General features: G+C 52.0%; 20 protein-coding genes. 11 read left to right on the top strand and 9 right to left on the bottom strand.

Annotation, left to right across the window (positions count from 1 at the left end; all coding sequences use genetic code 11):
* The first annotated feature begins 613 nt into the window (after nucleotides 1-613).
* The 3 genes from glmM (at nucleotide 614) to ACW9SV_RS05640 (ending at nucleotide 4,358) form a co-directional block, all read left to right on the top strand.
* Entirely contained in the window at nucleotides 614-2,005 is a 1,392-nt protein-coding gene (gene glmM, locus ACW9SV_RS05650; protein WP_479555766.1) for a phosphoglucosamine mutase, read from the top strand.
* 97 nt (nucleotides 2,006-2,102) lie between these two features.
* Nucleotides 2,103-3,245, top strand: coding sequence for a cysteine desulfurase family protein (locus ACW9SV_RS05645; RefSeq protein WP_479555765.1), 1,143 nt, complete (start codon nucleotides 2,103-2,105; stop codon nucleotides 3,243-3,245).
* 150 nt (nucleotides 3,246-3,395) lie between these two features.
* Complete coding sequence (locus tag ACW9SV_RS05640) at nucleotides 3,396-4,358, top strand: L-threonylcarbamoyladenylate synthase (RefSeq protein ID WP_479555764.1); 963 nt, start codon at nucleotides 3,396-3,398, stop codon at nucleotides 4,356-4,358.
* 135 nt (nucleotides 4,359-4,493) lie between these two features.
* Here the strand turns inward: ACW9SV_RS05640 and ACW9SV_RS05635 are convergent, their stop codons facing one another.
* The 5 genes from ACW9SV_RS05635 to ACW9SV_RS05615 form a co-directional block, all read right to left on the bottom strand.
* Nucleotides 4,494-6,692: a S9 family peptidase gene (locus tag ACW9SV_RS05635; protein ID WP_479555763.1), complete on the bottom strand. Its 2,199-nt coding sequence runs from the start codon at nucleotides 6,690-6,692 to the stop codon at nucleotides 4,494-4,496.
* 111 nt (nucleotides 6,693-6,803) lie between these two features.
* Nucleotides 6,804-8,246: an aldehyde dehydrogenase gene (locus tag ACW9SV_RS05630; RefSeq protein WP_479555762.1), complete on the bottom strand. Its 1,443-nt coding sequence runs from the start codon at nucleotides 8,244-8,246 to the stop codon at nucleotides 6,804-6,806.
* A gap of 68 nt (nucleotides 8,247-8,314) precedes the next feature.
* The gene (locus ACW9SV_RS05625; protein WP_479555761.1) at nucleotides 8,315-10,615 is read right to left on the bottom strand and encodes a DUF6311 domain-containing protein; all 2,301 of its coding nucleotides are present in this window, start codon (nucleotides 10,613-10,615) and stop codon (nucleotides 8,315-8,317) included.
* Nucleotides 10,616-10,618: 3 nt separating this feature from the next.
* Nucleotides 10,619-11,362, bottom strand: coding sequence for a glycosyltransferase (locus ACW9SV_RS05620; RefSeq protein ID WP_479555760.1), 744 nt, complete (start codon nucleotides 11,360-11,362; stop codon nucleotides 10,619-10,621).
* Nucleotides 11,363-11,431: 69 nt separating this feature from the next.
* Entirely contained in the window at nucleotides 11,432-12,220 is a 789-nt protein-coding gene (locus ACW9SV_RS05615) for an SDR family oxidoreductase (protein WP_479555759.1), read from the bottom strand.
* A 165-nt stretch (nucleotides 12,221-12,385) separates the two neighbouring features.
* Between ACW9SV_RS05615 and ACW9SV_RS05610 the strand changes: the two genes are divergently transcribed.
* The 3 genes from ACW9SV_RS05610 (at nucleotide 12,386) to ACW9SV_RS05600 (ending at nucleotide 13,860) form a co-directional block, all read left to right on the top strand.
* Nucleotides 12,386-12,913 carry a 3-hydroxyanthranilate 3,4-dioxygenase gene (locus tag ACW9SV_RS05610; protein ID WP_479555758.1) on the top strand — a complete coding sequence of 176 codons (528 nt, stop codon included), beginning with the start codon at nucleotides 12,386-12,388 and terminating at the stop codon, nucleotides 12,911-12,913.
* A gap of 95 nt (nucleotides 12,914-13,008) precedes the next feature.
* On the top strand, nucleotides 13,009-13,401 hold the full coding sequence (locus tag ACW9SV_RS05605) for a hypothetical protein (RefSeq protein ID WP_479555757.1): 393 nt from the start codon (nucleotides 13,009-13,011) through the stop codon (nucleotides 13,399-13,401).
* Between the two features lie 63 nt (nucleotides 13,402-13,464).
* Entirely contained in the window at nucleotides 13,465-13,860 is a 396-nt protein-coding gene (locus tag ACW9SV_RS05600) for a hypothetical protein (protein ID WP_479555756.1), read from the top strand.
* Nucleotides 13,861-13,967: 107 nt separating this feature from the next.
* Here the strand turns inward: ACW9SV_RS05600 and ACW9SV_RS05595 are convergent, their stop codons facing one another.
* The 3 genes from ACW9SV_RS05595 to ACW9SV_RS05585 form a co-directional block, all read right to left on the bottom strand.
* Nucleotides 13,968-14,699 carry a YebC/PmpR family DNA-binding transcriptional regulator gene (locus ACW9SV_RS05595; protein WP_479555755.1) on the bottom strand — a complete coding sequence of 244 codons (732 nt, stop codon included), beginning with the start codon at nucleotides 14,697-14,699 and terminating at the stop codon, nucleotides 13,968-13,970.
* 66 nt (nucleotides 14,700-14,765) lie between these two features.
* Nucleotides 14,766-15,623, bottom strand: a complete 858-nt coding sequence (locus tag ACW9SV_RS05590) for an SDR family oxidoreductase (RefSeq protein WP_479555754.1) — start codon at nucleotides 15,621-15,623, stop codon at nucleotides 14,766-14,768.
* A gap of 222 nt (nucleotides 15,624-15,845) precedes the next feature.
* Entirely contained in the window at nucleotides 15,846-16,229 is a 384-nt protein-coding gene (locus ACW9SV_RS05585) for a RidA family protein (RefSeq protein ID WP_479555753.1), read from the bottom strand.
* A 217-nt stretch (nucleotides 16,230-16,446) separates the two neighbouring features.
* Between ACW9SV_RS05585 and ACW9SV_RS05580 the strand changes: the two genes are divergently transcribed.
* The 4 genes from ACW9SV_RS05580 to ACW9SV_RS05565 all read left to right on the top strand — a co-directional run bounded on the left by ACW9SV_RS05580 (nucleotide 16,447) and on the right by ACW9SV_RS05565 (nucleotide 21,077).
* On the top strand, nucleotides 16,447-17,502 hold the full coding sequence (locus ACW9SV_RS05580; protein ID WP_479555752.1) for an amidohydrolase family protein: 1,056 nt from the start codon (nucleotides 16,447-16,449) through the stop codon (nucleotides 17,500-17,502).
* Between the two features lie 84 nt (nucleotides 17,503-17,586).
* Nucleotides 17,587-18,858: a kynureninase gene (gene kynU / locus ACW9SV_RS05575; protein ID WP_479555751.1), complete on the top strand. Its 1,272-nt coding sequence runs from the start codon at nucleotides 17,587-17,589 to the stop codon at nucleotides 18,856-18,858.
* 277 nt (nucleotides 18,859-19,135) lie between these two features.
* Nucleotides 19,136-20,440: a cation:proton antiporter gene (locus ACW9SV_RS05570; protein ID WP_479555750.1), complete on the top strand. Its 1,305-nt coding sequence runs from the start codon at nucleotides 19,136-19,138 to the stop codon at nucleotides 20,438-20,440.
* Between the two features lie 28 nt (nucleotides 20,441-20,468).
* Nucleotides 20,469-21,077, top strand: a complete 609-nt coding sequence (locus ACW9SV_RS05565; protein WP_479555749.1) for an alpha-ketoglutarate-dependent dioxygenase AlkB family protein — start codon at nucleotides 20,469-20,471, stop codon at nucleotides 21,075-21,077.
* Between the two features lie 30 nt (nucleotides 21,078-21,107).
* Here ACW9SV_RS05565 and ACW9SV_RS05560 read toward each other — a convergent pair whose 3' ends face one another.
* Entirely contained in the window at nucleotides 21,108-21,626 is a 519-nt protein-coding gene (locus ACW9SV_RS05560) for a methylated-DNA--[protein]-cysteine S-methyltransferase (RefSeq protein WP_479555748.1), read from the bottom strand.
* Between the two features lie 90 nt (nucleotides 21,627-21,716).
* Here ACW9SV_RS05560 and ACW9SV_RS05555 point away from each other — a divergent pair, with 90 nt between their 5' ends.
* On the top strand, nucleotides 21,717-23,066 hold the full coding sequence (locus tag ACW9SV_RS05555; RefSeq protein WP_479555747.1) for an FAD-dependent oxidoreductase: 1,350 nt from the start codon (nucleotides 21,717-21,719) through the stop codon (nucleotides 23,064-23,066).
* Nucleotides 23,067-23,092: the final 26 nt, after the last annotated feature.

Raw genomic sequence — 23,092 nt, 5'->3', positions numbered from 1 at the left:
TCACCGTGCAAGTACTTGAGCCAACCTGTTTTTAAGCCAGATTAAGGATTCTGAGCCTTAAACAGGTACGTTCTGGCTTTGACCTTGTCGCCGCGAAGAACGATTTATTTGCTACCATGATGCATGCCTGATAAGGATTCCATAAAGGAAGAGAAAAAAAAATTTGCTCAGCCAGAGAGCTGAACCGTGAGATGAAGACGGTTTAGGCTCTTGCTTTGCAACAACGCCTAAAACCCGTTTAGGTTATCGTTTATTGCGCAAAAAAGCAGATTCACCCCAAAATAGATAAGAAGGTCAATCTGTAAGAAAGCTTTCTCTTCCTTGCAGATTTAGGAGTGTTTTGCCAAAAAGAAGCTTAAAACAAGGTCTGTCATGGATAAGGGAACCCTTTAGAAGTTGTGCTTTAGAAGGATGCTAGTTGCTTCGGCTTCGTATGCTTATTGCTTTTTAGCAGACCGGTAAATGGCTTTAGAAAGGGTGAAAAGGCTTGCGAAAAACCACTTTTCTGAAGGCCTGAGGAGCTGTTAAGGAAGGGAGCCTCACACCTTTGTACGCTTCCTTGCCTTGAATCATTTCTATTTTACTACTTTTGCGTGTTCAAAATTTGGAATCAGTGGCACTTATAAAATCAATTTCAGGAATAAGAGGTACTATTGGAGGAGAAGTAGGCGAGGCCCTAACACCGGTAGATGTGGTAAAATTTGCGGCTGCTTTTGGCACTTGGGTACTGCAGACAACGCAAAACGATACAATTGTAATAGGCCGTGATGCTCGTTTATCGGGTGAGATGGTGAATAGATTAGTAGCCGCTACCCTGCAAGGGTTGGGAATCAACGTGATTGATCTGGGCCTGTCTACCACCCCTACGGTAGAAATGGCGGTACCTGCCAAAAAAGCCGGCGGCGGAATTATTCTTACTGCTAGCCACAATCCAAAGCAATGGAACGCCTTAAAGTTGTTGAACCAACATGGCGAATTCATTAATGACGCCGAAGGAAAACTGGTCTTAGAACTGGCCGAGCAGGAGTCTTTCCAGTTTGCCGAGGTAACCAAGCTTGGGAAATACACTCAAAGTGATAAATTCCTGAAGAAACATATCAAAGCCATTCTGGATCTGCCCTTGGTAGACGTAGAGGCGATCAAATCCAAAAACTTCAAAGTAGTAGTAGACGCTGTGAACTCCAGCGGAGGGTTTGCCGTGCCGATGCTGCTAGAAGCCCTTGGAGTACAACAGGTAGAGAAACTGCACTGCGACCCTACCGGCCATTTTGCCCATAACCCTGAGCCACTTCCGGAGAACTTAGGCGAGATTGCCCGTTTGATGGAAAAAGGCAACTTCGATTTGGGCATTGTGGTGGACCCAGATGTGGATCGTTTGGCGCTGGTGAATGAAGATGGCAGCATGTTTGGCGAGGAGTATACCTTGGTAGCTGTGGCAGATTACGTTCTGCAAAACCAAGTTGGTAATACCGTGTCAAACCTTTCTTCTACCCGCGCCTTACGTGACGTAACCGAGAAAGCCGGCGGGCAATACTTTGCCGCTGCAGTGGGTGAGGTGAACGTGGTGAACATGATGAAAGCCCAGAACGCCATCATTGGCGGGGAAGGCAATGGAGGTATTATCTATCCAGAGCTGCACTACGGCCGTGATGCTTTGGTGGGGATTGCGCTGTTTTTATCGCACTTAGCCAAAACTGGCCTTAGAATGTCCCGCCTGCGCGCGAACTATCCTAATTACTACATCTCCAAAAACAAGATAGAGTTAACCAAAGATATTGATGTAGACGCAGTGTTGGCCAAAGTGCAGAAGCAATACGCCAAACAGCCCATCAATACTATTGACGGCGTAAAGATTGAGTTCAACAAAGAATGGGTGCACCTGCGCAAATCTAACACGGAACCTATTATCAGGATTTACGCAGAGTCTGACAGCCTTTCTACCGCCGATCATTTGGCTAACAAGATCATTGGCGACATCAAAGAGATTATCTCAGACAACTCGTAATCTAAAGTACCTTACAAAGTAATATATTTCATCCCGAGGGGTTTCCTATGAACCGTACCTGTTTCACCTGTTGTTGTTGTAAAAAGTAAGAATCATCATGCGTGTATATTTAGATAATGCGGCTACTACGCCCCTCGATAAAGAAGTTTTTGAGGTAATGGCTCCCTTTATGTTGGAGCACTACGGAAATCCATCGTCTATACACGCACACGGCAGGCAGGTGCGGGCCGCTATTGAAGGCGCCCGCAAAACAGTGGCAGGGTTGATCAATGCGTCCCCTTCTGAGGTGTTCTTTACCTCGGGAGGTACCGAGGCCGATAACTTGGCTATCAGTAGCACGGTAAGAAGTCTGGGCATAAAGCACGCCATCACTTCTCCACTAGAGCACCATGCAGTGTTGCATTCTTTGGAAATGCTGGAGAAAAATGGCGAAATAGAATTGACGCTGCTGAAGGTAGATGCCAACGGCGTTCTGGATCTGCAGCACCTGGAAGAAACGCTGGCCTTGCAGCCGCGCACCTTTGTGTCAGTGATGCACGCCAACAACGAGATTGGGAACCTGAACGATATTCAGGCCATTGCCGAAATCTGCAAGAGGTACGATGCTATCTTCCACTCAGACACGGTGCAGACCATGGGCCATTACCGTCACGATGTGCAGGCTTTGGGCTTAAACTTCCTGGTAGGCTCAGCACATAAATTCCACGGACCTAAAGGCGTGGGTTTTATTTATGTGGACTCAGCGGTGAAAATCCATCCCTTGATCCAAGGCGGCTCGCAGGAGCGGAATATGCGTGGCGGCACCGAGAACGTGTACGGCATCATCGGACTGGCGAAAGCCCTGGAGATCGCGTACCGCGACATGGATGAGCACCATCGGCATATCCAAAGCCTAAAAGACCGCATGATTGTGAAGCTGCGCGAGCAGATTGACGATGTGCAGTTCAACGGCCTTTCCGCCGAGGGCGACAAAAGCCTTTACACGGTGTTGAACGTAAGTTTGCCGGTGTCTGAGATGAACGAGATGCTGCTTTTCAATCTGGACATCAACAAGATTTCGGCCTCAGGCGGAAGCGCCTGCACCAGCGGCGTAGATTTGGGTTCTCACGTGCTGCGCGCCATCAACTCAGATATGGAGCGCGGCAACGTGCGCTTCTCGTTCAGCAAGTACAACACCGCCGAAGAGATTGATTATGCCGTGGCTACCTTGGCTAAGCTTTACCAGAAAGTATCGGTTTAAACAATGAAATTTTTTATCAAAACAGAACGCCCCGCCTGTAAATCGGGGCGTTCTGTTTTAGGCCTGTTTTTCTTAATATAAACTTAAAACCGATTTCCCGGCTGTAAATCAGAGAACATCGTAGTAGCTTTGCAGGATTATCATAGCACTATGGCAGACATCGGCACTGATTTACAGCGCGCAATAAACTTTCTAACCCAAGGCGACCTGGTCGCGATTCCCACCGAAACCGTTTACGGGCTGGCGGCAAACGCCTATGACGAGAAAGCGGTGGTGAAGATTTTTGAAGCCAAGAACCGGCCTGCCTTCGACCCGCTCATTGTCCACACGCACTCCGTTTCTGAGGTTACCAACATTGCCCGTGAGGTGCCAGACGTTGCCTATACATTAGCCGATCGTTTCTGGCCGGGCCCTCTAACCTTAATCTTGCCGAAAGCCGAGCACATTCCGCTGCTGGTGACTTCGGGGCATGACTCCGTGGGGGTGCGCATTCCGCGGCATCCGCTTACGCTGGAGCTGCTGCGCCAATTGCCTTTTCCGGTAGCCGCACCTAGCGCCAATCCGTTCGGGTATGTAAGCCCCACCACAGCCCAGCACGTGCAGGATCAGTTAGGCGCCCGGATTCCTTACATTTTGGACGGTGGTGCGTGTGAGGTTGGCATCGAATCCACCATTCTTAGGATAAATGGTGACGAGATGGAAGTGCTGCGTTTAGGCGGATTGGCCCTGGAAGAATTGGAAGAAGTGGTGCATGTCTCCAAAGCAAAAATAAAAACGTCTTCCTCTAACCCGGCCGCGCCTGGGATGCTCAGCAGCCATTACTCGCCCCGTAAAAAAATGCTTTTAGGGTCTATTTCTGAAAACCTGCAGAAAACGGATCCTGCACGTGTTGGGGTGATTTCCCTGCAGCAGATATTCTCTGAAGTTCCACGTGAACAGCAAATCCAACTCTCTGCCTCAGGCGATCTAAGCGAAGCCGCCAGAAGCCTATTCTCCGCCCTCCGCACCCTAGATGCCCAGCCCATAGACCTGATCCTGGCAGAACCCATGCCGGAGCAGGGCCTGGGTCTCGCCATCAACGACCGCCTGCAACGCGCCAGTTTCAGAGGTTAGAAGCTAGTCACGTTTAGAAGATGATTTTCTAAAATAAAATCTGAAACAGAAACCAGCAGTAAACAAAAAAGCGCCGACTCATCCAGTGAGCCGGCGCTTCTGCTTTATATGCTTCTGCTTTATATTAGGTGCAGACTACAAGTTGCGCTGGATAAACTCGGTCATTTTGGTGAACAGGTGGATGGTGGTGTTACCGCCGCTAATGCCGTGATTCCGGTTAGGGTAGTAGGCACTCTCAAACGGAATGTTAGCTTTCACCAAGGCATTCGTCATTTCAATGGAATTCTGGAAATGCACGTTGTCATCGCCGGTGCCGTGAATGAGCAGGTACTTGCCGCGCAGCTTGTTCGCGTGGGTAATAGGCGAGTTATCGTCGTAGCCTTTGGCGTTATCCTGCGGTAATTTCAGGAAACGCTCGGTGTAGATGGAGTCATAGAAACGCCAGTTGATCACGGGCGCTACCGCGATGGCCGCTTTGAAGACATCGGCGCCTTTGGTGATGGCCAGCGAACTCATGTAGCCCCCAAAGCTCCAGCCCCAAATCCCGATGCGGCTTTTATCTACGTATGGGAGGTTGCCTAAATGCTTAGCGCCTTCAATCTGATCGATGACTTCATAATGACCCAAGTTGCCGTAGGTCATTTTCTTGAAATCAGCGCCGCGTCCGCCGGTACCTCGGTTGTCAATCACCGCAATGATGTAACCTTGTTTGGTGAGGTAGCTATGCCATAAGTAGTTTCGGCCTCTCCAGCTATCTACCACTTCCTGGCTGCCGGGGCCGCTGTACTGGAACATGAGCACCGGATACTTTTTGTTCGGATCAAAGTCAGTGGGCTTAATGGTGTAGCCGTTCAGGGTTACATTTTCGGAGGTCTTGAATTGGAAGAACTCGGGCTTCGGCATGTTGTAGGTAGCCAGCGTGTTCTTCAGGTTCTCGTTGTTCTCCAATACCTTGATCTGCTTTCCATCTGAGGTGTGCAGGCTCACCACCGTTGGGGTAGTGATGGTGGAGAAGTAGTCCAGGTAGTATTTGAAATCGCGGCTCAGGTTGATGGTGTGCGTGCCTTTGGCCGGTGTGAGGCTCTTCTTGCTCTTGCCGTTCAACCCAATGCTGTACAAATGGCGCTCCAGCGGAGAAACCTCGGTGGAGGTGAAGTACACTAGGCCATTTTTCTCGTCCACGCCGTAGAAGCTGCTCACTTCCCACTTGCCCTTCGTGATCTGGCGCACTAGCTTGCCGTTCATGTCATACAGATAGAGATGGTTAAAACCGTCTTTCTCCGAGCTGTGCACAAACTGCTTGCCGTTGGCTAAATACGTCAAATCATCGGTGATGTCAATGTAGGCTTTGTCGGTTTCCTTCAGAACCACTTTGCTTTGTCCGGTCTGCGTGTTGGCGTGCAGAATCTCCAGCGTGTTCTGCAAGCGGTTCATTCTGCGGATGGACAACAGGTTAGGCGTGTTGGTCCAGTTGATGCGCGGGATGTACTGGTCGGCCTCATTGCCGGTTTCCATCTTGGTGGTTTTGCCGGATGCCAGGTCGAAGGTGTAGATGGCTACGGTGGCATTTTTCTCACCAGCTTTAGGGTACTTGAACTTGTAGTCCTGCGGATACAGCGGGCCCCACATCTGCATGTTGTACTCCGGTACTTGGCTCTCATCAAACTTGTAGAAGGCGATCTGGTTTCCCTGCGGCGACCAGAAAAACGCCTGCGCGAAGCCGAATTCCTCTTCGTATACCCAGTCGGTGCCGCCGTTGATGATAAAATTCCATTTGCCGTCATTGGTGATCTGGCGCTCCTGCATGGTAGCCAGGTCTACGTAGAACAGGTTATTGTCGCGCACGAAGGCCACAAATTTGTTATCCGGCGAGAAAGTGGCGTAGCTCTGCTTTCCGCCCTGGCTCAGTTTCTGCAGTTTTTTGGAAGCGCGGTCATACACGTAGAAATGGCCTTTGCTGCTGCGGCGATAAATTGGTTCGTGCTCGGTCTCGAAAAGAATTTTGGTTTCATCATTGCTGAAGCTGTAGTCATCGTACTCCAGCGTTTTGCCGTCTACTTTGATGGCTTCGCCCTCAATAATGGTGCTCACCGGCTGGCCAGTAGTCACGTCTACCTGCACGATGTCCACGGCCTGATTGGCCTGATCCGCTACTTGCGACGAGTAGAACTGACCATTCCGCATCCAGTTCACGCCGTACACCGAGCGGGCCTGGAACGTGCCCTTCCGGAAGATGTCGTCTAGATCAAAGTCGCGTTTTTGTTGGGCCTGTGCGCTCATGGTCAGCACCAGGCAGGAAGCCGCTAAAACCCAGCGGTTAATCGTATGTCTCATGGGGTTTGTTAGAAAGTTCGTAGCCTTAAAAGTAGGCATTTATTTTGGATCGGGAACAGCCAAAAAAACGTTCGTTTTAGGTCTGATTTGCAGAAAATAGCCTCTAAACGGCTATAGCTTCACGCACACATTCTGCGGCTCGGTGAAAAAGCGCAGCGCTTCCCAACCGCCTTCCCGGCCCACGCCGCTTTGCTTGGTGCCGCCAAACGGAGTTCGTAAATCCCGAAGCAACCATGTGTTCACCCAGACAATGCCCGCTTGCAGTTGATGCGCCACGCGGTGGGCGCGGGTAAGGTCTTGTGTCCAGACAGAGGCGGCGAGGCCGTATTGGGTGTAGTTGGCGTAAGTGAGGGCGTCTTCCTCGGTTTCAAAGGGCATGAGCGTGACTACTGGTCCGAAGATTTCCTCGGTGTTGGTGCGGCAATTATGGGGAAGGCCTTCAAAAACGGTGGGCTGCAGGAAGTACCCATTCGCGCAACGGCCCTCCACGTGCACCCGTTCGCCGCCGAGTAGCAGCGTGCCACCTTCTTCCAGCGCCAGGGTGATGTATTGTTGCACCTTTTGTAAATGCGCTTCTGAAACCAAGGCGCCCATTCTGGAGCCGTCCTCCATGGGATCACCCACGGTCAGGTTTTTGGCTTTTTCCAGAAAAGCAGCCTTGAAACGTTCATACAGCGGGCGCTCCACCAAGATGCGGGAGCCGCAGAGGCAAATCTGGCCTTGGTTCGCGAAGGCAGCTTGCACAGCGGTATTCACCGTTTTTTCAAAATCGCAATCCGCGAAGATGACGGTGGCGTTCTTGCCGCCCAATTCCAGCGACAATTTCTTGAACATCGGCGCCGCCGTGCGCGCAATGGTTTTACCGGTTTGGGTACCACCGGTGAAGGAAATGGCTTTGACCTCGGGGTGTTCGCATAGGACCGCGCCTGCTTTAGGTCCGGTGCCATGCACGATGTTCAGTACGCCCGCGGGTAATCCGGCTTCCACACAGAGTTCCGCCAGAAGATGGGCGGTGTAGGGTGTGATTTCAGATGGTTTGGCGACCACGCAATTTCCGGCAGCCAGGGCAGGGGCAATCTTCCAGGTGAACAAGTAAAGCGGAAGGTTCCACGGGGAAATACAGGTTACCACGCCCAGCGGCTTGCGCACGGTATAGTTCACGGCCACACCTTCCATGGTGTGCGCCTCTGACGCGAAATGCTGAATACCTGTCCCGAAGAAGTACAAATTGCTGCTAGCCCTCGGGATGTCTACGGTTTTGGAGAGCGAGAGCGGTTTGCCGTTATCGGTGGTCTCGGCTTCGGCAAGGCGCTCCAGGTTCTGGTCAATCAGTTCGGAGAGCTTTATCAGAAAACGACCCCGTTTCTCCGCAGAGAGAGCAGACCAAGCCGGAAAAGCCGCCTGCGCCGCTTCCACTGCCGCCTGCACATCGCGCTCATCAGAATCCGGAATCTGCGAATATACCTCGCCGGTGGCCGGATTGATGTTGGGCAGGTACGCCCCTGAGACAGGAGCGACGAAGGTGCCGTTAATGTAGTTCTGGAGGTGGAGCATATCAGGAAAAGAATCGGGAGCTTAAGGCAAGTTATTATTTTCCTGATATGCGTGTCTCTGCCGGACCTCTATTTTTTGCCAGATAAAGGTTTGCCTTTAATCAGGTAATTATTCTTTAGGAGCGCCCCTTCTTTGGTGACCTGGTACACGTCCATTGAAACCGGTCTGACCAGCAAGTGGTCTACTTTGGTGTTCCGGCCCAGGATATCCGCCTGAAAACGTTCTCCGGCCCGCATGTGGAACTGCGCAGACACCCGTAGCCACCCGCCGTATATCTCAGAGCGCGTTTTGGTGTCAATATCTTCTATAAACGTGATGTTCCAGTCTGGGCTGAGTGTGCGGTAGCGGAAGATAGCTACTTGTTGGGCGTTTTGCACTTCCATCCAGGCAGACACTTCGTACAAGGTAGAGTCATGAACATCCGGAATAAAGTCTGAGAAAAGGGTGACTTCGTTTTTCTCTTTCTTAACGGGGTGCGCCCCCTGGTCAAACAGCCCTTCTGCTTCGGTCTTTGAGTCAAAGTTATAAACTAAGTAGTCTTTCCGGTTTTGGGTGAGGTACAGGTTCTTGGTCTGCGTGAACTTTTGTTTGTTCTGCTCAAAGAACGCCAGCTCTGTTTCTAGATTGGTTTTGCGCAGTGAATCTAAGGTCAGGCGGTAAAGAGAGACTTTGTCATTTGAGTAAACCAACTGCCCCTTTTCTACAAGGTTCTGCTCCCCCGGACCCAAACTGTCTTTGGTGACTACCATGAGCAGCGGCTTTTGGGTAGGATACGCTTTTACAATGTCTTTCTGCACCATATCGCTGCTGATGAGTTGCAGTTGCTGCATGGCCTGTAGCCCCGAGGTTCTGGACATCATAACCGCGCTGATGGGCAGGGACGTATCAAAAGACGCTTTCATGGACTCGTAAAGCGAATTGCCCCGCAGGATATCGAATTTCTCTGAGCCACCTGAGTAATAGGGCAAAGGAACAATGGCCTGATAGTCAGAAGAAGTCTGGCCTACAGAGGTTAGGTAGGATTGGTAATTGCCGTCGGCTTTCAGGAATTCCGCGGCTACCTCGTTTTTGATGAAGGAAGTAGGGTCTTTGTAGGTGTAGAAAGACTCATAAGCGGTGAGGAACAAAAGGAAAATAGGTAAACCAAACGCCAGCAAGGGCTGCCTTTTAATCCACCCCCAGCGGTACAGCCGGTAAAAGTAGAACGCGGTGTAGACCGTGAAGATGTAGTAGAAGATCCAGGCGAAGCGACCGATGGACCTGAACTGTTTCAGGGGCGGAATAATTTCAATGACATCTTTGAGCCCGTATTTCAGCGGCACCGCCATCGCGAAGAGTAGAATAAGAATTCCCGCCCACAAGGTGGTTTGAAGCGAGTTTGGCAAAGCCGGCCTGAAAATGCGCTTCCATCTTTTTTTCCGCCCGTGCCGGATAAACTTAATCAAACTGAAGATCAGGCAAAGCAGCCCGGCAAACCCCACGTAGGCCCAACCCTCCCAGCCAGAAGGCTCGGCGTTGAAGGTGTTGTGCAGAAACGCGGCAATAGGCCCCGTGACCGGCAAAAATACGCTGTCAAAACTGGTTCTGTAGGCAAAGAAGCCATAAGGGGTATCTGGTCTATCGGTGATAGGGTCAATCAACGAAAGCCATCCTCTAAATAAGATAATAGGCAGAATGCCGGCCGCCGTGGTGTAGGCAGCCAGCATAATCCCGGCTTTCTTGTGCTGTAAGTAAAAGACTAAGGCATAGCTAAGCAGAAACAGGGCACCAATGGCCAGGTAGTACGGGTGTATCAACCCGATGAGGCAATTGGTAATCACCAGAACACTGCACCAAAGCACCCGCCGGTTTTGGCTTTCCTGAAGCTTCAGGACTAGGTACCATTGCAACGGGATCACAAAAGAGTATGACAACGCATAATGCCCGGTTAGCCTGAAATGCTGAGGCGCCATAAACGCAATGATCAAGGCGATGAAGGCCGCGGGCCACCTTGGCAGAAAGCTCTTTCTCAGGAGAAGGTACACCAGAAACACGGTAGGCAGAATGCTCCAGATCATCAGGCTGTTGAGCACTCCTATGCCCACCGGGTACACCGGGCCAAACAGGGACTGCCATTCTTTAGAAAGCAGCGCCACCAGCGGCTGGTTGTCGGTAAAAACAGTGATCTCCCCAAAAGGGTAGTTCATCCCCGTAAAATGGAAGCCTGAGTCGTTTTTAAGATAGTACAGGTAAGTGAAATAGTTCTTGATGCCGTCTCCGCCGGGACCAAACACATACTCATTTGGGTGGGTGAGTACCCGTCCGTAATACAGGTAAAGCAGTAAGGCAGTGGCAAGCAGGAGAAAGGCTATAACGGGGAGACGTTTCATGGGCTAGGCAGAACGGGAGAGTTGGCTGAGTAAGATTTTAAGGAAACTATAGCCCTCGCTCACCAGAACTTTGGGGTTCATTTTAGAAAAAACAATACCGGGTTTCAGCTGTACCTCTACCGGCTGCATTGAAATAGTGGTTTTCTTGGAAACCAGGAAAATGAACTCCAGATCAAAAAGGTATCGGTTGATCTTGGTCTGGAGAAACACCTGTCGGCCCACTGCCGAAAAGCCCTTCAGTCCGCACTGGGTATCGGTGATGGGGAGGCGTAAAAGGTTTCGGGTGAGGGCCTTGAGTAGCTTAGAGATTTTGGTTCTGATGGGCGGCACCTGGGCATAGTAATCGGTGTCACGTACCCCAACGGCCACATCAAGGTTAGTTTCGGTTAAGGTCCGGTAAACTTTGGCGATGCTCTCCTCCTGGTACGGGAAATCTACATCGGTGTAAAGGCAATAGGGACTGGTGCTTTGGGCCACCCCGGTACGGAGGGCAAAGCCTTTACCCTTGTTGGCGGTGTAGGTAAGGTACCTGAAAGAATCCACCTGTTGCGTTAAGTGGTCTATATCACAGGGGTGGATGCCTTTGGTGGAACCATCATTCACCAGAATGAGGTGAATCGAAACCCCCGGTAATTGTGCTTGAAGTCTCTTCAGGTTGGTAGACAGGTGCGTGGCCCATTGCTGCGCAGGGTTATAGCAAGGCACTACCAGGTCTACTGATGTTGCATTAAGAAGAGGATTCTTCAAACTCACGGGATAAAGGATTAGCACATGTTACCAAGGATGAAACTCTGAGATAGGCAATAAAGACGCTTTTTAGAGATTGCCCAAGCGTCCGCCATCCACCGGCACGTTGATGCCGTTGATGTACCCTGCCGCTGGGGAAGCTAGGAACGCCGCGGCTGCCGCCACCTCTTCTGGCTCGGCAAAGCGGTTGGCCGGTATGCCTGCCAGCAGTTCTTTCTCAATCTCTTCTCTGCGCAGGCCTGTTTTCTGCATCCTAGTTTCAATAAGCGAATGGTGCCGGGCCGTGAGGGTAGCACCGGGCAGCACATTGTTCACAGTAATGCCAAACGGCGCCAATTCAAAGGAAAGGGTTTTTGCCCAGTTGGCCACGGCGCCTCTGATGGTGTTAGAAACCCCCAATCCTTTGATGGGCTGCTTCACCGAGGTAGAGATGATATTGATGATACGGCCGTATTGGGCTTCTTTCATGAAGGGAACCGCTGCCTGCACCAGAAGGTGGCTGCTGATAAGATGCGCCGCGAAGGCGTTCTCAAATTCCTCCACAGAAGCATCAAGCGCCGGTCCGCCTGCGGGGCCGCCGGTGTTATTCACCAGAATGTGCATCTGGTCCAGTTGCTTCAAGTGGGCTTCTATGCGTTCTTGCACTTCTTGGGGCTTGGTGAAGTCTGCCACCACGTAATGGTGCTGCTGCCCCGCAGCCGTTGACAGTTCCTGTATGGTTTCTTGCAGGCGTTCTTCGTTTCTAGCCACTAAGGTGACGGTGGCGCCTAGTTGCGCTAACTCAAGGGCCACCGCTTTCCCGATGCCCTGGGTACTGCCGCATACCAGGGCATGCTTGTGCTGTAGGTTTAGATCCATAGAAGGTAAATGTACTGATTATTCTGAAGAGAGAAATCTGTGTTTTAGCCCCCTTTTACCTAAATAGGAGCCAAAACGGGGTTTATCTTTTCCCTTCAGGTTTCGTACCTTGGAGCATTCTCTTGCATAGTACTAAGAGAGACTGCGAAACTAACTTCTACCCCTATGGCCTTACAACCTGCCTTCAACTTCAAGAAATGGATAGACGAACACCGCCACCTGCTTAAGCCGCCGGTGGGCAACCAACAGGTGTACAAAGACAACAAAGACTTCATTGTGATGGTGGTAGGCGGACCCAACTCGCGCAAAGATTACCACATTAACAACGGCGAGGAATTTTTCTTCCAGTTGGAGGGTGACATCGTGCTCAAAGTCATTGACAACGGCGAGTTCAAAGACATCCACATCCAGGAAGGCGATATTTTCCTGTTGCCACCCAACGTACCACACTCTCCCCGTCGCGGTCCTAACACCGTAGGTCTGGTGATGGAACGTTACCGCAATGAAAGTGAGATGGACGGTTTCCAGTGGTACTGCGAGAACTGCAACAACAAGTTGTACGAGGAGTTTATCCCGGTCTCAGACATTGTGGGCCAGTTGCCAGTGGTCATGAACGCCTTCTGGGCCTCTGATGAAAAACGCACTTGCTCTAATTGCGGTGAGGTGATGGCGAAGCCGGTAGTGGCGCAGTAGTCAGGTATGAATCGCAGAAATCATCTTTGCGAATAAAGAAAACTTTCCTTTAGAATTGTTCTACCTTGCCAACGCTTTACTGGCAATGCTATTTTATGATATTAAAAGAGTTCCCGTTTCTAAGTGTAGCGGTTGATGAGAAAGCGTCCATATTGATCATGGACTGGCACGGGGATTTTACATCTGGGCAGTTTAGGGAAGCGGTGACCTATTGCATGGATCAGGTAGCAGCCCGTAACCTCAAGCATTGGCTTGCCAACTCCAGCCAGATAGGGGAGATTCAACCCGATGACCAGAAATGGACTAGTGACACCCTGTTGCCCCGTCTCTCAGAACTGGGCGTGAAGAAGGTGGCGCTGGTGATTCCGGAAGACCTTTACAGCCACCTGGCCATCACTACCATTATGGTGCGCGGAAAAGATAAGATCAAATTTGACTCCCATTACTTTGTGAAAAAGGAAGAAGCCATCGCGTGGATGCAATCCTAAGCAGGAGCTTCGTCAGTATTGATTTTCACCTACAACTTCTATCAGGCCCGCAATTCACCACCCATGATTATACCTAGTAAGCTAGTAAAGCTTGAATACGACCCTGCCAAAGATGTGCTGATGGTAGAGTGGCCCGACTTTGAGGAATACGCTATGCCGGAGTTACACTACACCCTTGATAGTATAGTAGAGGCCGTGAGAAGCTATGACATCAAAAATCTGCTTATAGATGCCAGAAAGGCGAAAATAGCCATTGACCAAAAGGAGTACGATGCGATAGCCGGCAAATTTGCCCAGAGTCTGCTCACCACCAGGCTGAAAAGGCTAGCGCGGCTTGTCACCAACAGCTCTGTTAGGGAAACGCACGTGCAAAACTTCAAGCAGAAAGCAAACTTCGGGTTTGATTTGGAATCGTTCCCCACAAAAGAAGAAGCTTTGCCTTGGCTGGTGAAGGCTTGAACGAAACAAAAGTTGCCCCTAAAACGGAGAGGCCCGCTTCTTAGAAGCGGGCCTCTCCGTTTTAGGGGCTTTGATGGCAGTTTTCAGAAAACAGGCTAAAAAAGAAATTATTCGTCTTCGGCGTCTTCTTTCATGTTGTGGTACACGGCTTGCACGTCATCGTCTTCTTCCAGACGGTCCAGCAACTTAGTCATGTCTTCCTGCTGCTCTGGCGAAAGTTCTTTCAGAACGGTAGGGTAACGCTGCAGCTCAGAGCTTTTCACGTTAAGGCCGCGCTCTTCCAGGGCTTTCTGCATAGCCCCGAAATCAGCGAAAGAGGTTTGGATGATGATTTCGTTTTCCTCTTCGTCTTTGTCAATGCTCTCCAGCCCAAAGTCAATCAGGTCCAGTTCCAGTTCTTCCATGTCCAAGCCTTCTCCGTTCAAGTGGAACACACCTTTGCGCTCAAAGATAAAATCGAATTGACCGGTGCGGCCTAGCTCGCCGCCGGTGCGGTTGAAGTGCATGCGCACGTTGGCCACGGTGCGGTTCACGTTATCAGTAGCGGTTTCTACCAGGACCGCGACGCCATGCGGACCGTATCCTTCATATACTACCTCTGAGTAATCATTCTCTTCTTTGCCTTGGGCACGTTTGATGGCGGCTTCCACGCGGTCTTTGGGCATGTTCACCCCTTTGGCGTTCTGGATGCACACCCGCAGACGAGCGTTGGTGTCTGGGTCAGGGCCTCCGGATTTCACGGCCATCACAATCTCTTTCCCTATGCGGGTGAACTGCTTGGACATCATGTCCCAGCGTTTCATTTTCCGGGCTTTCCGGAACTCAAATGCTCTTCCCATTGCGGTTAGTCTAAAACGAAGTACAAGCAAATATCGGGAAAAACGGCGGATGCCCCAAGCAGGTTGCTATACATGTTCGGCTAAATAATCTTCCAGCGTTCGCTTGCCCCTGAAAGGCGCCACGCAGTCGCGCTTAGTGACTTCCACAAAGAACGCGGCCTTCTCGTAAAGGGACCGGTTCACCAATCGTACCATCGGCAGAAAGGTGTTTACGAGCCAGTACGGTACTTTAGGGATGGCCTTGGTCTTGCCTACGGCCTTGCCCACCAGCTGCACCAGTTCCAGCCGGGAGTACGTCACCGGCCCGCCCAGTTCTATAACTGTCTCGGGTTGGGTAAGCGCCTGCACGCAGGCCTCGGCTACTTCCTGCTCATGGATAGGGTTGGTGATGCGCTCCCCGCCGCCAATAGAGGCCAATCTTCCTTTGCGGGCCATGGGCAACAGATCCAGGAAAGCCGAGAAGAGGGCCGGCGGTTTAATAATAGTAGACGCGATACCGCTTTGCTGCAAAGCCTGGGCAAAATCTTCGTGGGCCTTGAAGTACGCCACATGCGGATGTTTTTCACCGCTGAAGGCCGCCACGTATACAAATTTCTTCAGTTGGCCGTGGGCTTGAGCTAGTTTTAGTACGTTCAGGTTACCCTGGAAATCTACTTCATGGAAAGAGGTGCGGCTGCTGTCTGAGAGGCTGAGGCTTTTGCCCAAGGCCGAGATGATATAGTCTACTCCTTGCACCAACGTGGGCGTAAGGGTTTCGGGCTGGGTAGGATCGCAGATAATTACTTCATCCACTGAAGGTTTTAACTGCTCTGCTTTCAGGATGGTACGGGCAGTGGCCCGCAACCGGTAAGGCTTACTTTTGAGTACCTCCAGAACACTGGAACCCAAACTGCCGGTGCTTCCTAAAACAAGGATAGTTTGCATAGATAGGTCGGATAAAAGGGTGGGGGGACTTTCTCCTATCTACTAAACTAAGCTTTTTTGAGGTTTTTGCAAAAAGGCAGGTCTTAAAACAAAAGTTTTGCAAGGAGGGCCACTCTTTCTGGAAAGAACTTTATTTACCTTTTATTTACCTCCAACGCACCTCTGCCCAAGGAGTGAGCGCCTGTTTTTGAGGTGTTTTTGCCAAAGTAAGCCCTAAGCCTTCTACCCGCAGTAGGCGGTGACTTCAATCTCCACCAGCAAGGTGGGGTCAATCAAGGCTTTCACCTCTACCATGGAAGTCACCGGGCGGATGTCCCGGAAGAACTCGCCGTGTGCCCGACCCACCTCTTCCCATTGGCTGATGTCGGTAACAAACATGCGGGTCCGGGTGACGTCTTTGAGCGAGGCGCCTGCTTCGTGGAGCACCTTTTCTATTTTCTGCAGAATACAAACGGTTTGGGCGTACACATCGCCGGGGCCCACTACCTGCCCGTTTTCTACTGCGGTAGTACCGGCCACTTCTATAAGCGGACCCACTTTTACAGCGCGGGAATAGCCCACGCTTTTTTCCCAGGGAGCCCCGGAGGAGAATAACTGACGTGCCATGGTCGTATCATCAAGGTGAAAGGATGCCGTAAGTTTATGTAAGCTGCCGCACTTCTGCCAGAGAATTCTCATTTTAAAAGAGGAAACCTGTGGATTGTTTCAGGCCTGTTTTGTTTAAAACAAGGGGGAAACACCGGATTAGGGCACCTGAGGCAAGACTATGTGCAAGAGTTTTCGTAAGTTGAGCAACCGATCTTATTAGTTTGTACTGCATTCCATGTTGCACCAGCCGCTTAAAATAGACATCCACACGCACATTCTGCCGGAGAGGTGGCCCGATCTGCGCGAGCGGTACGGCTACGGTGGCTTCATCAGGCTGGAGCATCACAAGCCCTGCTGCGCCCGCATGATGCTGGATGACCGGTTCTTCCGCGAGATTCAGGAAAACAGCTGGGACCCTGCGGCCCGCATGCGCGAGTGTGACCAGCATGGCGTGCACGTGCAGGTTTTGAGCACCGTGCCGGTCATGTTCAGTTACTGGGCCAAACCCGAGCACACTTGGGACCTGTCTAAAATCCTGAATGACCATATTGCCGGCGTCGTTGCCCGGTACCCGACCCGATTTGTGGGCCTCGGTACCTTGCCTATGCAGGATACTGATTTGGCCATCAAAGAGCTGGAACGGTGCATGAAAGAGTTGGGCCTGGCCGGCGTGCAGATCGGCTCCAATGTGAACGACACCAATCTGGACGATGCCGCCTTGTTTCCCATCTTTGAAGCCGCCGCTGACCTAGGTGCTGCCATCTTTGTGCATCCCTGGGACATGATGGGTGAAAAAAAAATGCGCAAGTACTGGCTGCCGTGGCTGGTGAGCATGCCCGCCGAGACCTCCCGCGCCATCTGTTCGCTTATCTTCGGGGGCGTATTGGAGCGGTTGCCTAATCTACGGTTGGCGTTTGCGCACGGCGGAGGATCCTTCCCGTTCACCTTGGGCCGCATCCAGCATGGTTTTGACGTTCGGCCCGATCTCTGCGCCGTAGACAATCCCGTTCCGCCCGAGAACTACGTGGGCAAGTTCTGGATAGACTCACTGGTGCACTGTCGCAACACCTTAGAATACGTAGTGAAGCAGTTCGGCGCCGATAAAGTGGCTTTGGGGTCAGACTACCCTTTCCCGTTGGGGGAGCAGGAGCCCGGCAAATTGATTGAGTCTATGCCGTATTCTGAAGAGGTGAAAGAACTCTTGCTGAGCGGGTCTGCCTTGCAGTGGCTGGGCTTGGAGAAGGAACAGTTTCTGGTGCAGAAACTGCAGCAGACCAAACAAATCCCTTGATATTCAGTTTTTAGAAAGTGGCAAAGAGAAAGCCGTCTGTATTAGCTTCTTCTTAAATTTGCCAACTTAACGTATCCGCACTTCATGTCTTTTGAAAATACTCTTGCCTTTGCCCAGTCACTAGACCAGGCAGACCCGCTTCGCTCCTTTAGAAACCAATTCCATATTCCCCAGCACAACGGAAAAGACACCGTTTACCTCTGCGGAAACTCCCTGGGTTTGCAACCAAAATCGGCGATGGCCGCGGTGGAGGCAGAAATGACCAAGTGGGCAGAGCTGGGCGTGGAAGGGCACTTTACCGGCGAAAACCAATGGTTCACGTACCATGCCGCCCTGGCCGAACCTACCGCCCGGGTGGTAGGAGCCTTGCCGCAGGAAGTGGTGGTGATGAACCAGCTCACCGTGAACCTGCACCTGATGCTGGTTTCTTTTTACCGGCCCAAGGGAGAGCGGTACAAAATTTTGATGGAGGCCGGTGCTTTCCCTTCTGACCAGTACGCCCTAGAAAGCCAGGTGAAATTCCATGGCTATGCGCCAGAGAATGCCATTATTGAAGTAGCGCCGCGGGAAGGCGAACACACCTGGCGTACCGAGGATATCCTACAAGCCATCCGGGAAAACGGTGACCAGATCGCGCTGGTGCTCCTGGGTGGGCTCCATTACTACACCGGCCAGGTGTTTGACATGGCGGCCATCACCCAGGAATCTCATCACGTAGGCGCGCTCTGCGGATTTGACCTGGCTCACGCCGCCGGAAACGTGCCCTTGCACCTGCACGACTGGAACGTGGATTTTGCCGTCTGGTGTACTTATAAATACATGAACTCTGGCCCTGGCGGTACCTCTGGGGTATTCGTGCACGAGCGGCACGCTCACAATACCGACCTGCCCCGCTTTGCCGGGTGGTGGGGCCATGACCAGAGCGTGCGGTTCCAGATGAAGAAAGGCTTTATTCCCATGCCGGGCGCCGAGGGTTGGCAGCTTTCCAACAGCCAGATCTTGCCTATGGCCGTGCACAAAGCCTCACTGGAAATTTTTGACCAAGCCGGAATGGGGAATCTACGGGCCAAAAGTGAGCAACTGACCGGCTACCTGGAATTTTTAATCAACCAACTGCAGCAGCCCAAAGAGGCGCTGGAAGTCATCACGCCCGCAGAGCCATCGGCGCGGGGCTGTCAACTCTCCCTCTTGGTACACCAGAATGGGCGTCGGCTGTTTGAGCGGCTCATGGCCAATGGCTTTATCCTGGACTGGCGCGAGCCCAACGTGATACGGGTGGCACCAACCCCTCTTTACAATACCTTTGAAGACGTGTACCGGTTCGGGGAGTTCTTAACCGAGCACTTCAAGAAGTAACCTTTAGCAGCTTTTCTGCTCGTCTGCTTTTGTGCCCTTTCTTGGTTTTTTGCGTTTGGTCCGTTTCCAGAAAAACAGCCCCTAAACGTGAATACTTAGGAAAGGGCACTTGGCTTTTAGGAGAGGTGCTGACTCTCTAAAACTAAATCTTTTCCTTAGAGCCTATTTTTTCTGTTTTTTTTTCTGAAAATAAGGCAGAAACAGATGCTTCGTTTCCGTATGAGGTAAGTATTTATACGAGGTTTAACACCTTAAACGTCCCTCAACGGCAGCAGCTATGGATATTTACCTGATTGCGTTTGTGGTTATAGGAATCGCCGCCCTGGCCATGGCCTGGCTGCCTACCTGGTTCAAGGAGGTGCCTGTTTCCTATGCCATGCTGTTCGTGGGGGTGGGCTTCCTGCTTTATAAATTACCCCTGGGGCTGCCAGAGCCAGACCCGCTGCGCAAGAATGAGTTTGCTCTGCGGCTCTCAGAGTTATGTGTCATCATTACGCTTATGGGCACGGGCATTAAAATAAACCGGCGGTTTTCATTGTTTAAGTGGCAGGTGCCGCTGCGGCTGGTCAGCTGGACCATGCTGCTATGTATTGGCGCGCTGGCCTGGATGGCCTGGTGGTGGCTGGGTTTTCCAGTAGCCTCAGCGGTGCTCCTGGCGGCGGCTTTGGCCCCCACAGATCCCGTACTGGCCTCTGATGTGCAGGTGGGCCCGCCCAGCAAGGAGGTGGAAGACGCTACACGGTTTGCCCTCACCGCCGAAGCCGGCCTCAACGATGGCATGGCGTTTCCGTTTACCTGGCTTGCCATTTCGCTGGCCTTGCATGGCCTGGCACCAGAAAATTGGCTCGTAGACTGGCTTTCTTACGATGTATTGTACCGCATTGCGGTGGGCGTGGGGTCTGGGTTTCTCCTGGGGAAACTGCTGGAGTATTTGCTATTCAAGCTGCCCAAGAAAGGTAAATTCCCGGAGACCCAGGATGGCTTTGTGGCCATTTCTTCCACGCTGCTGGTGTATGGCCTCACCGAGATGGTGCATGGGTACGGTTTCATCGCCGTTTTCGTCACGGGACTTACCCTCAAGCACTACGAAGAAGACCACTCGTACCACCGCGAACTCCATGATTTCACCGATCAGATTGAGCGCCTGTTGGTAGTTGTCGTGCTCATTCTGCTAGGCGGAAGCATCAGTCGGGGGCTTCTGGACGCACTTACCTTGGAAGGGGCGCTGGTGAGCATCGGGTTCTTGCTAATCGTCCGTCCGTTGGCGGGCTATATTGGGTTGTTGGGCGTTCCGGTGAAAACGCGCGAGAAATGGGCCATCAGCTTTTTCGGGATCAGGGGCATTGGTTCTGTGTTTTACCTAGCCTTCGCGCTGGGCAAAGCCGACTTCGCTAACCCCGAAGAAATCTGGGCGGTGGCAGGTTTCACTATCCTGCTTTCGGTTTTCTTGCACGGGGTTCTGGCCACGCCCATCATGAGGTACCTGGACCGTACCCGCAAGCCAAATGATTTCATTGATCCTGAGCGGGCTGCCCAAGAGGAGGGAAAAAAAGGAGATGAGGCTGCCCCAGCTTCTGCCTAAACGCTTGTAAGTATTCTCAATGCCAGATTTGTCAACAGATTTTCGGGAGCGTTTTGCGGCTACTCTACTGCCTATGCCGGATGCAGAGGTGTACCTGGTGCCTGATTTCATTCCTTTAGAAAATCAGGCGGACTTGCAGAAGGCCCTGGAGCAAGAGGTAGAATGGAGGCAGGAGAAGATCAGGATGTTTGGCAGGGAGATAGACCAACCCCGCCTCACCGCCTGGTACGCCGATAAGGGAAAAGCCTACACGTATTCTGGACTTACCTGGGAGCCGTTGCCCTGGCTGCCGGTACTATCAGAACTCAGGAACCAGTTAGAAAGCAGTACCGGGGCAACCTTCAACAGTGTTTTGCTGAACCTTTACCGTCACGGGCAAGACAGCATGGGCTGGCACGCCGATGATGAACTGGAACTAGGGCAGAACCCCATTATTGCTTCGGTGAGTTTGGGGCAAGACCGCACGTTCCATTTTCGGCACCGTTTACAGAAAGACCTGAAAAAACAACTGGTGTTACCTTCGGGCAGCCTTTTGCTGATGGCCGGCCCCACCCAACATTTCTGGCACCATCAACTTCCTAAAACCGCCAAAGCCTTGCAACCCAGAATCAATCTTACCTTCAGGTATATTCATTGAATACCCACTCTCTCATCACTCCTGCACACCTTAGAAAAGCGCCGTCTGGTAGGTACCAATCATCTTGGCTTCGTGTTCCAGGAGCCATTGTTTTCGCCACAGGCCTCCGGCATAGCCGGTAAGTTGCCCTTGGGCGCCCACCACGCGGTGACAGGGTACCAGAATCATCCAGGGGTTAGCCCCGTTCGCGACGCCCACCGCCCGTACGGCCCCAGCATTGCCCATCTTCTTGGCAAGGCCCAAGTAATGTTCCGTGCGGCCTACGGGTATCTGCTGCAAAGCCTGCCACACTTGTTGCTGAAAAGGGGTGCCCTGAGGGTGCAGCGGGACATCAAAAGAGTGGCGGGCTCCGGCAAAGTATTCCTCTAACTGCGTAGCCGCTTGCGTCAGGCAGGAGGGCAAGGCTGGGCTATCCTTTTCGGGGCTGTTTTCCAGGAAACAAGCCTTAAACAGCTGATTCTCCGTAGAGGTAAGCTGGATAATACCAATAGGAGAAGGCACATGGAGGACAAAGAGCGACGAAGGGGCGGGCATAGAAGGCTTTTTCACAAATTTTAACCTAAGTTTACCTGTTCTTTTCGTAGAAAGCACTACTTCGGGGCTGTTTCTGCCTCGTGAGATATGAACGTAACCTAAAACATGGAGAAAACCACCCAACTCAGTGTTATGGGCGGGGGCCTGGTAGGCTGCCTGCTGTCTTTGTACCTCGCCAAACAAGGATACCGGGTGGACGTATATGAACGCCGGCCTGACTTGCGACGCACGGACATAGGCGGCGGACGCTCCATTAACCTGGCGCTGAGTGACCGTGGGTGGCGGGCCCTGGAAACCATTGGCATTGCCGAGGACATCAAGAAGGTGGCCATCCCCATGTACCGCAGGGTCATTCATGACAAGAACGGCAATCTGTCTTTCCAACCGTATGGGCAGGAGGGGCAAGCCATTTACTCGGTGTCAAGGGGCGGCCTGAACCAGGCCCTGCTGGACTTAGTGGAGGCAGAACCCACTATCTCCCTACACTTTCAGCAGCAGGTGCTGGAGGTAGAAGTGGCCACAAACAAAGTAACCATGCTGGATACCGTGTCTGGGCAGGAGCATCACGTGCAACCAGACGTCATTTTTGCCGCCGATGGTGCTTACTCCATGGTGCGCTTGTCACTGCAGAAAACAGACCGGTTCAACTATGAGCAAAGCTATCTGGACTACGGCTACAAAGAACTCACCATTCCGCCCGCGCAGGACGGAAGCTGGCAACTGGAAAAGAACGCGCTGCACATCTGGCCCCGCGGCCAGTACATGATGATTGCGCTGCCCAACATAGACGGGTCCTTTACCTGCACCATGTTCTTCCCCTATGAAGGCGAGCCCTCTTTTAAATCGCTGCAAACGGAGGCCGAGCTGAACAGCTTTTTCCAGGAGATCTTCCCCGATGTCACTGCGCTCATGCCAGACTTGGCCCAGGAGTTCTTTGACAATCCCATCGGGTCGTTGGTGACCATCAAATGCCTGCCTTGGCGGCACAACGGCAAGATTCTGCTGTTGGGCGATGCCGCCCACGCCATTGTCCCTTTCTATGGCCAAGGCATGAACGCCGGGTTTGAAGACTGCACCGTGCTGCGGGGGCTGCTAGAGAAGCACCAGGATGATTGGGAAACAATCTTCCAGACGTTTCAGGAGGTCAGAAAGCCCAACACAGATGCCATCGCTGATCTGGCGGTTTATAATTTTATTGAGATGCGTGATAAGGTGGCAGACCCCCGTTTTCTGCTTCAGAAGAAGGTAGAAGCCAAAATCACGGCCCAGTACCCAGATGCCTGGCTTCCTTTGTATTCTATGGTCACCTTTTCCCCAGATTTACCGTATGCCGAGGCACTGGCCAATGGGCAGCGCCAGGAAGAGATTATGCGCGAGTTGATGGTGCATATCCAGACGGAGGAAGATTACAATAAACCTGAAGTCCAACAATATCTGCAGGCGCAATTGGCATAATTCTTTTGTTTCTTTGAGCCTGCTTT

The organism is Rufibacter sp. JT20002 (genome assembly GCF_056491185.1).
This window is presented reverse-complemented; position numbering and strand designations above follow the sequence as displayed.

What these genes read in the sequence shown, in the direction of transcription:
- ACW9SV_RS05610 (WP_479555758.1), top strand. Translation starts at nt 12,386, where the DNA reads ATGGCCTTACAACCTGCCTTCAACTTCAAGAAATGGATAGACGAACAC.
- ACW9SV_RS05630 (WP_479555762.1), bottom strand. Translation starts at nt 8,246, where the DNA reads ATGCTCCACCTCCAGAACTACATTAACGGCACCTTCGTCGCTCCTGTC.
- ACW9SV_RS05580 (WP_479555752.1), top strand. Translation starts at nt 16,447, where the DNA reads ATGTTGCACCAGCCGCTTAAAATAGACATCCACACGCACATTCTGCCG.
- ACW9SV_RS05600 (WP_479555756.1), top strand. Translation starts at nt 13,465, where the DNA reads ATGATTATACCTAGTAAGCTAGTAAAGCTTGAATACGACCCTGCCAAA.
- ACW9SV_RS05640 (WP_479555764.1), top strand. Translation starts at nt 3,396, where the DNA reads ATGGCAGACATCGGCACTGATTTACAGCGCGCAATAAACTTTCTAACC.
- ACW9SV_RS05605 (WP_479555757.1), top strand. Translation starts at nt 13,009, where the DNA reads ATGATATTAAAAGAGTTCCCGTTTCTAAGTGTAGCGGTTGATGAGAAA.
- ACW9SV_RS05555 (WP_479555747.1), top strand. Translation starts at nt 21,717, where the DNA reads ATGGAGAAAACCACCCAACTCAGTGTTATGGGCGGGGGCCTGGTAGGC.
- ACW9SV_RS05590 (WP_479555754.1), bottom strand. Translation starts at nt 15,623, where the DNA reads ATGCAAACTATCCTTGTTTTAGGAAGCACCGGCAGTTTGGGTTCCAGT.
- ACW9SV_RS05635 (WP_479555763.1), bottom strand. Translation starts at nt 6,692, where the DNA reads ATGAGACATACGATTAACCGCTGGGTTTTAGCGGCTTCCTGCCTGGTG.
- ACW9SV_RS05615 (WP_479555759.1), bottom strand. Translation starts at nt 12,220, where the DNA reads ATGGATCTAAACCTACAGCACAAGCATGCCCTGGTATGCGGCAGTACC.
- kynU (WP_479555751.1), top strand. Translation starts at nt 17,587, where the DNA reads ATGTCTTTTGAAAATACTCTTGCCTTTGCCCAGTCACTAGACCAGGCA.
- ACW9SV_RS05645 (WP_479555765.1), top strand. Translation starts at nt 2,103, where the DNA reads ATGCGTGTATATTTAGATAATGCGGCTACTACGCCCCTCGATAAAGAA.
- ACW9SV_RS05570 (WP_479555750.1), top strand. Translation starts at nt 19,136, where the DNA reads ATGGATATTTACCTGATTGCGTTTGTGGTTATAGGAATCGCCGCCCTG.
- ACW9SV_RS05625 (WP_479555761.1), bottom strand. Translation starts at nt 10,615, where the DNA reads ATGAAACGTCTCCCCGTTATAGCCTTTCTCCTGCTTGCCACTGCCTTA.
- ACW9SV_RS05585 (WP_479555753.1), bottom strand. Translation starts at nt 16,229, where the DNA reads ATGGCACGTCAGTTATTCTCCTCCGGGGCTCCCTGGGAAAAAAGCGTG.
- ACW9SV_RS05595 (WP_479555755.1), bottom strand. Translation starts at nt 14,699, where the DNA reads ATGGGAAGAGCATTTGAGTTCCGGAAAGCCCGGAAAATGAAACGCTGG.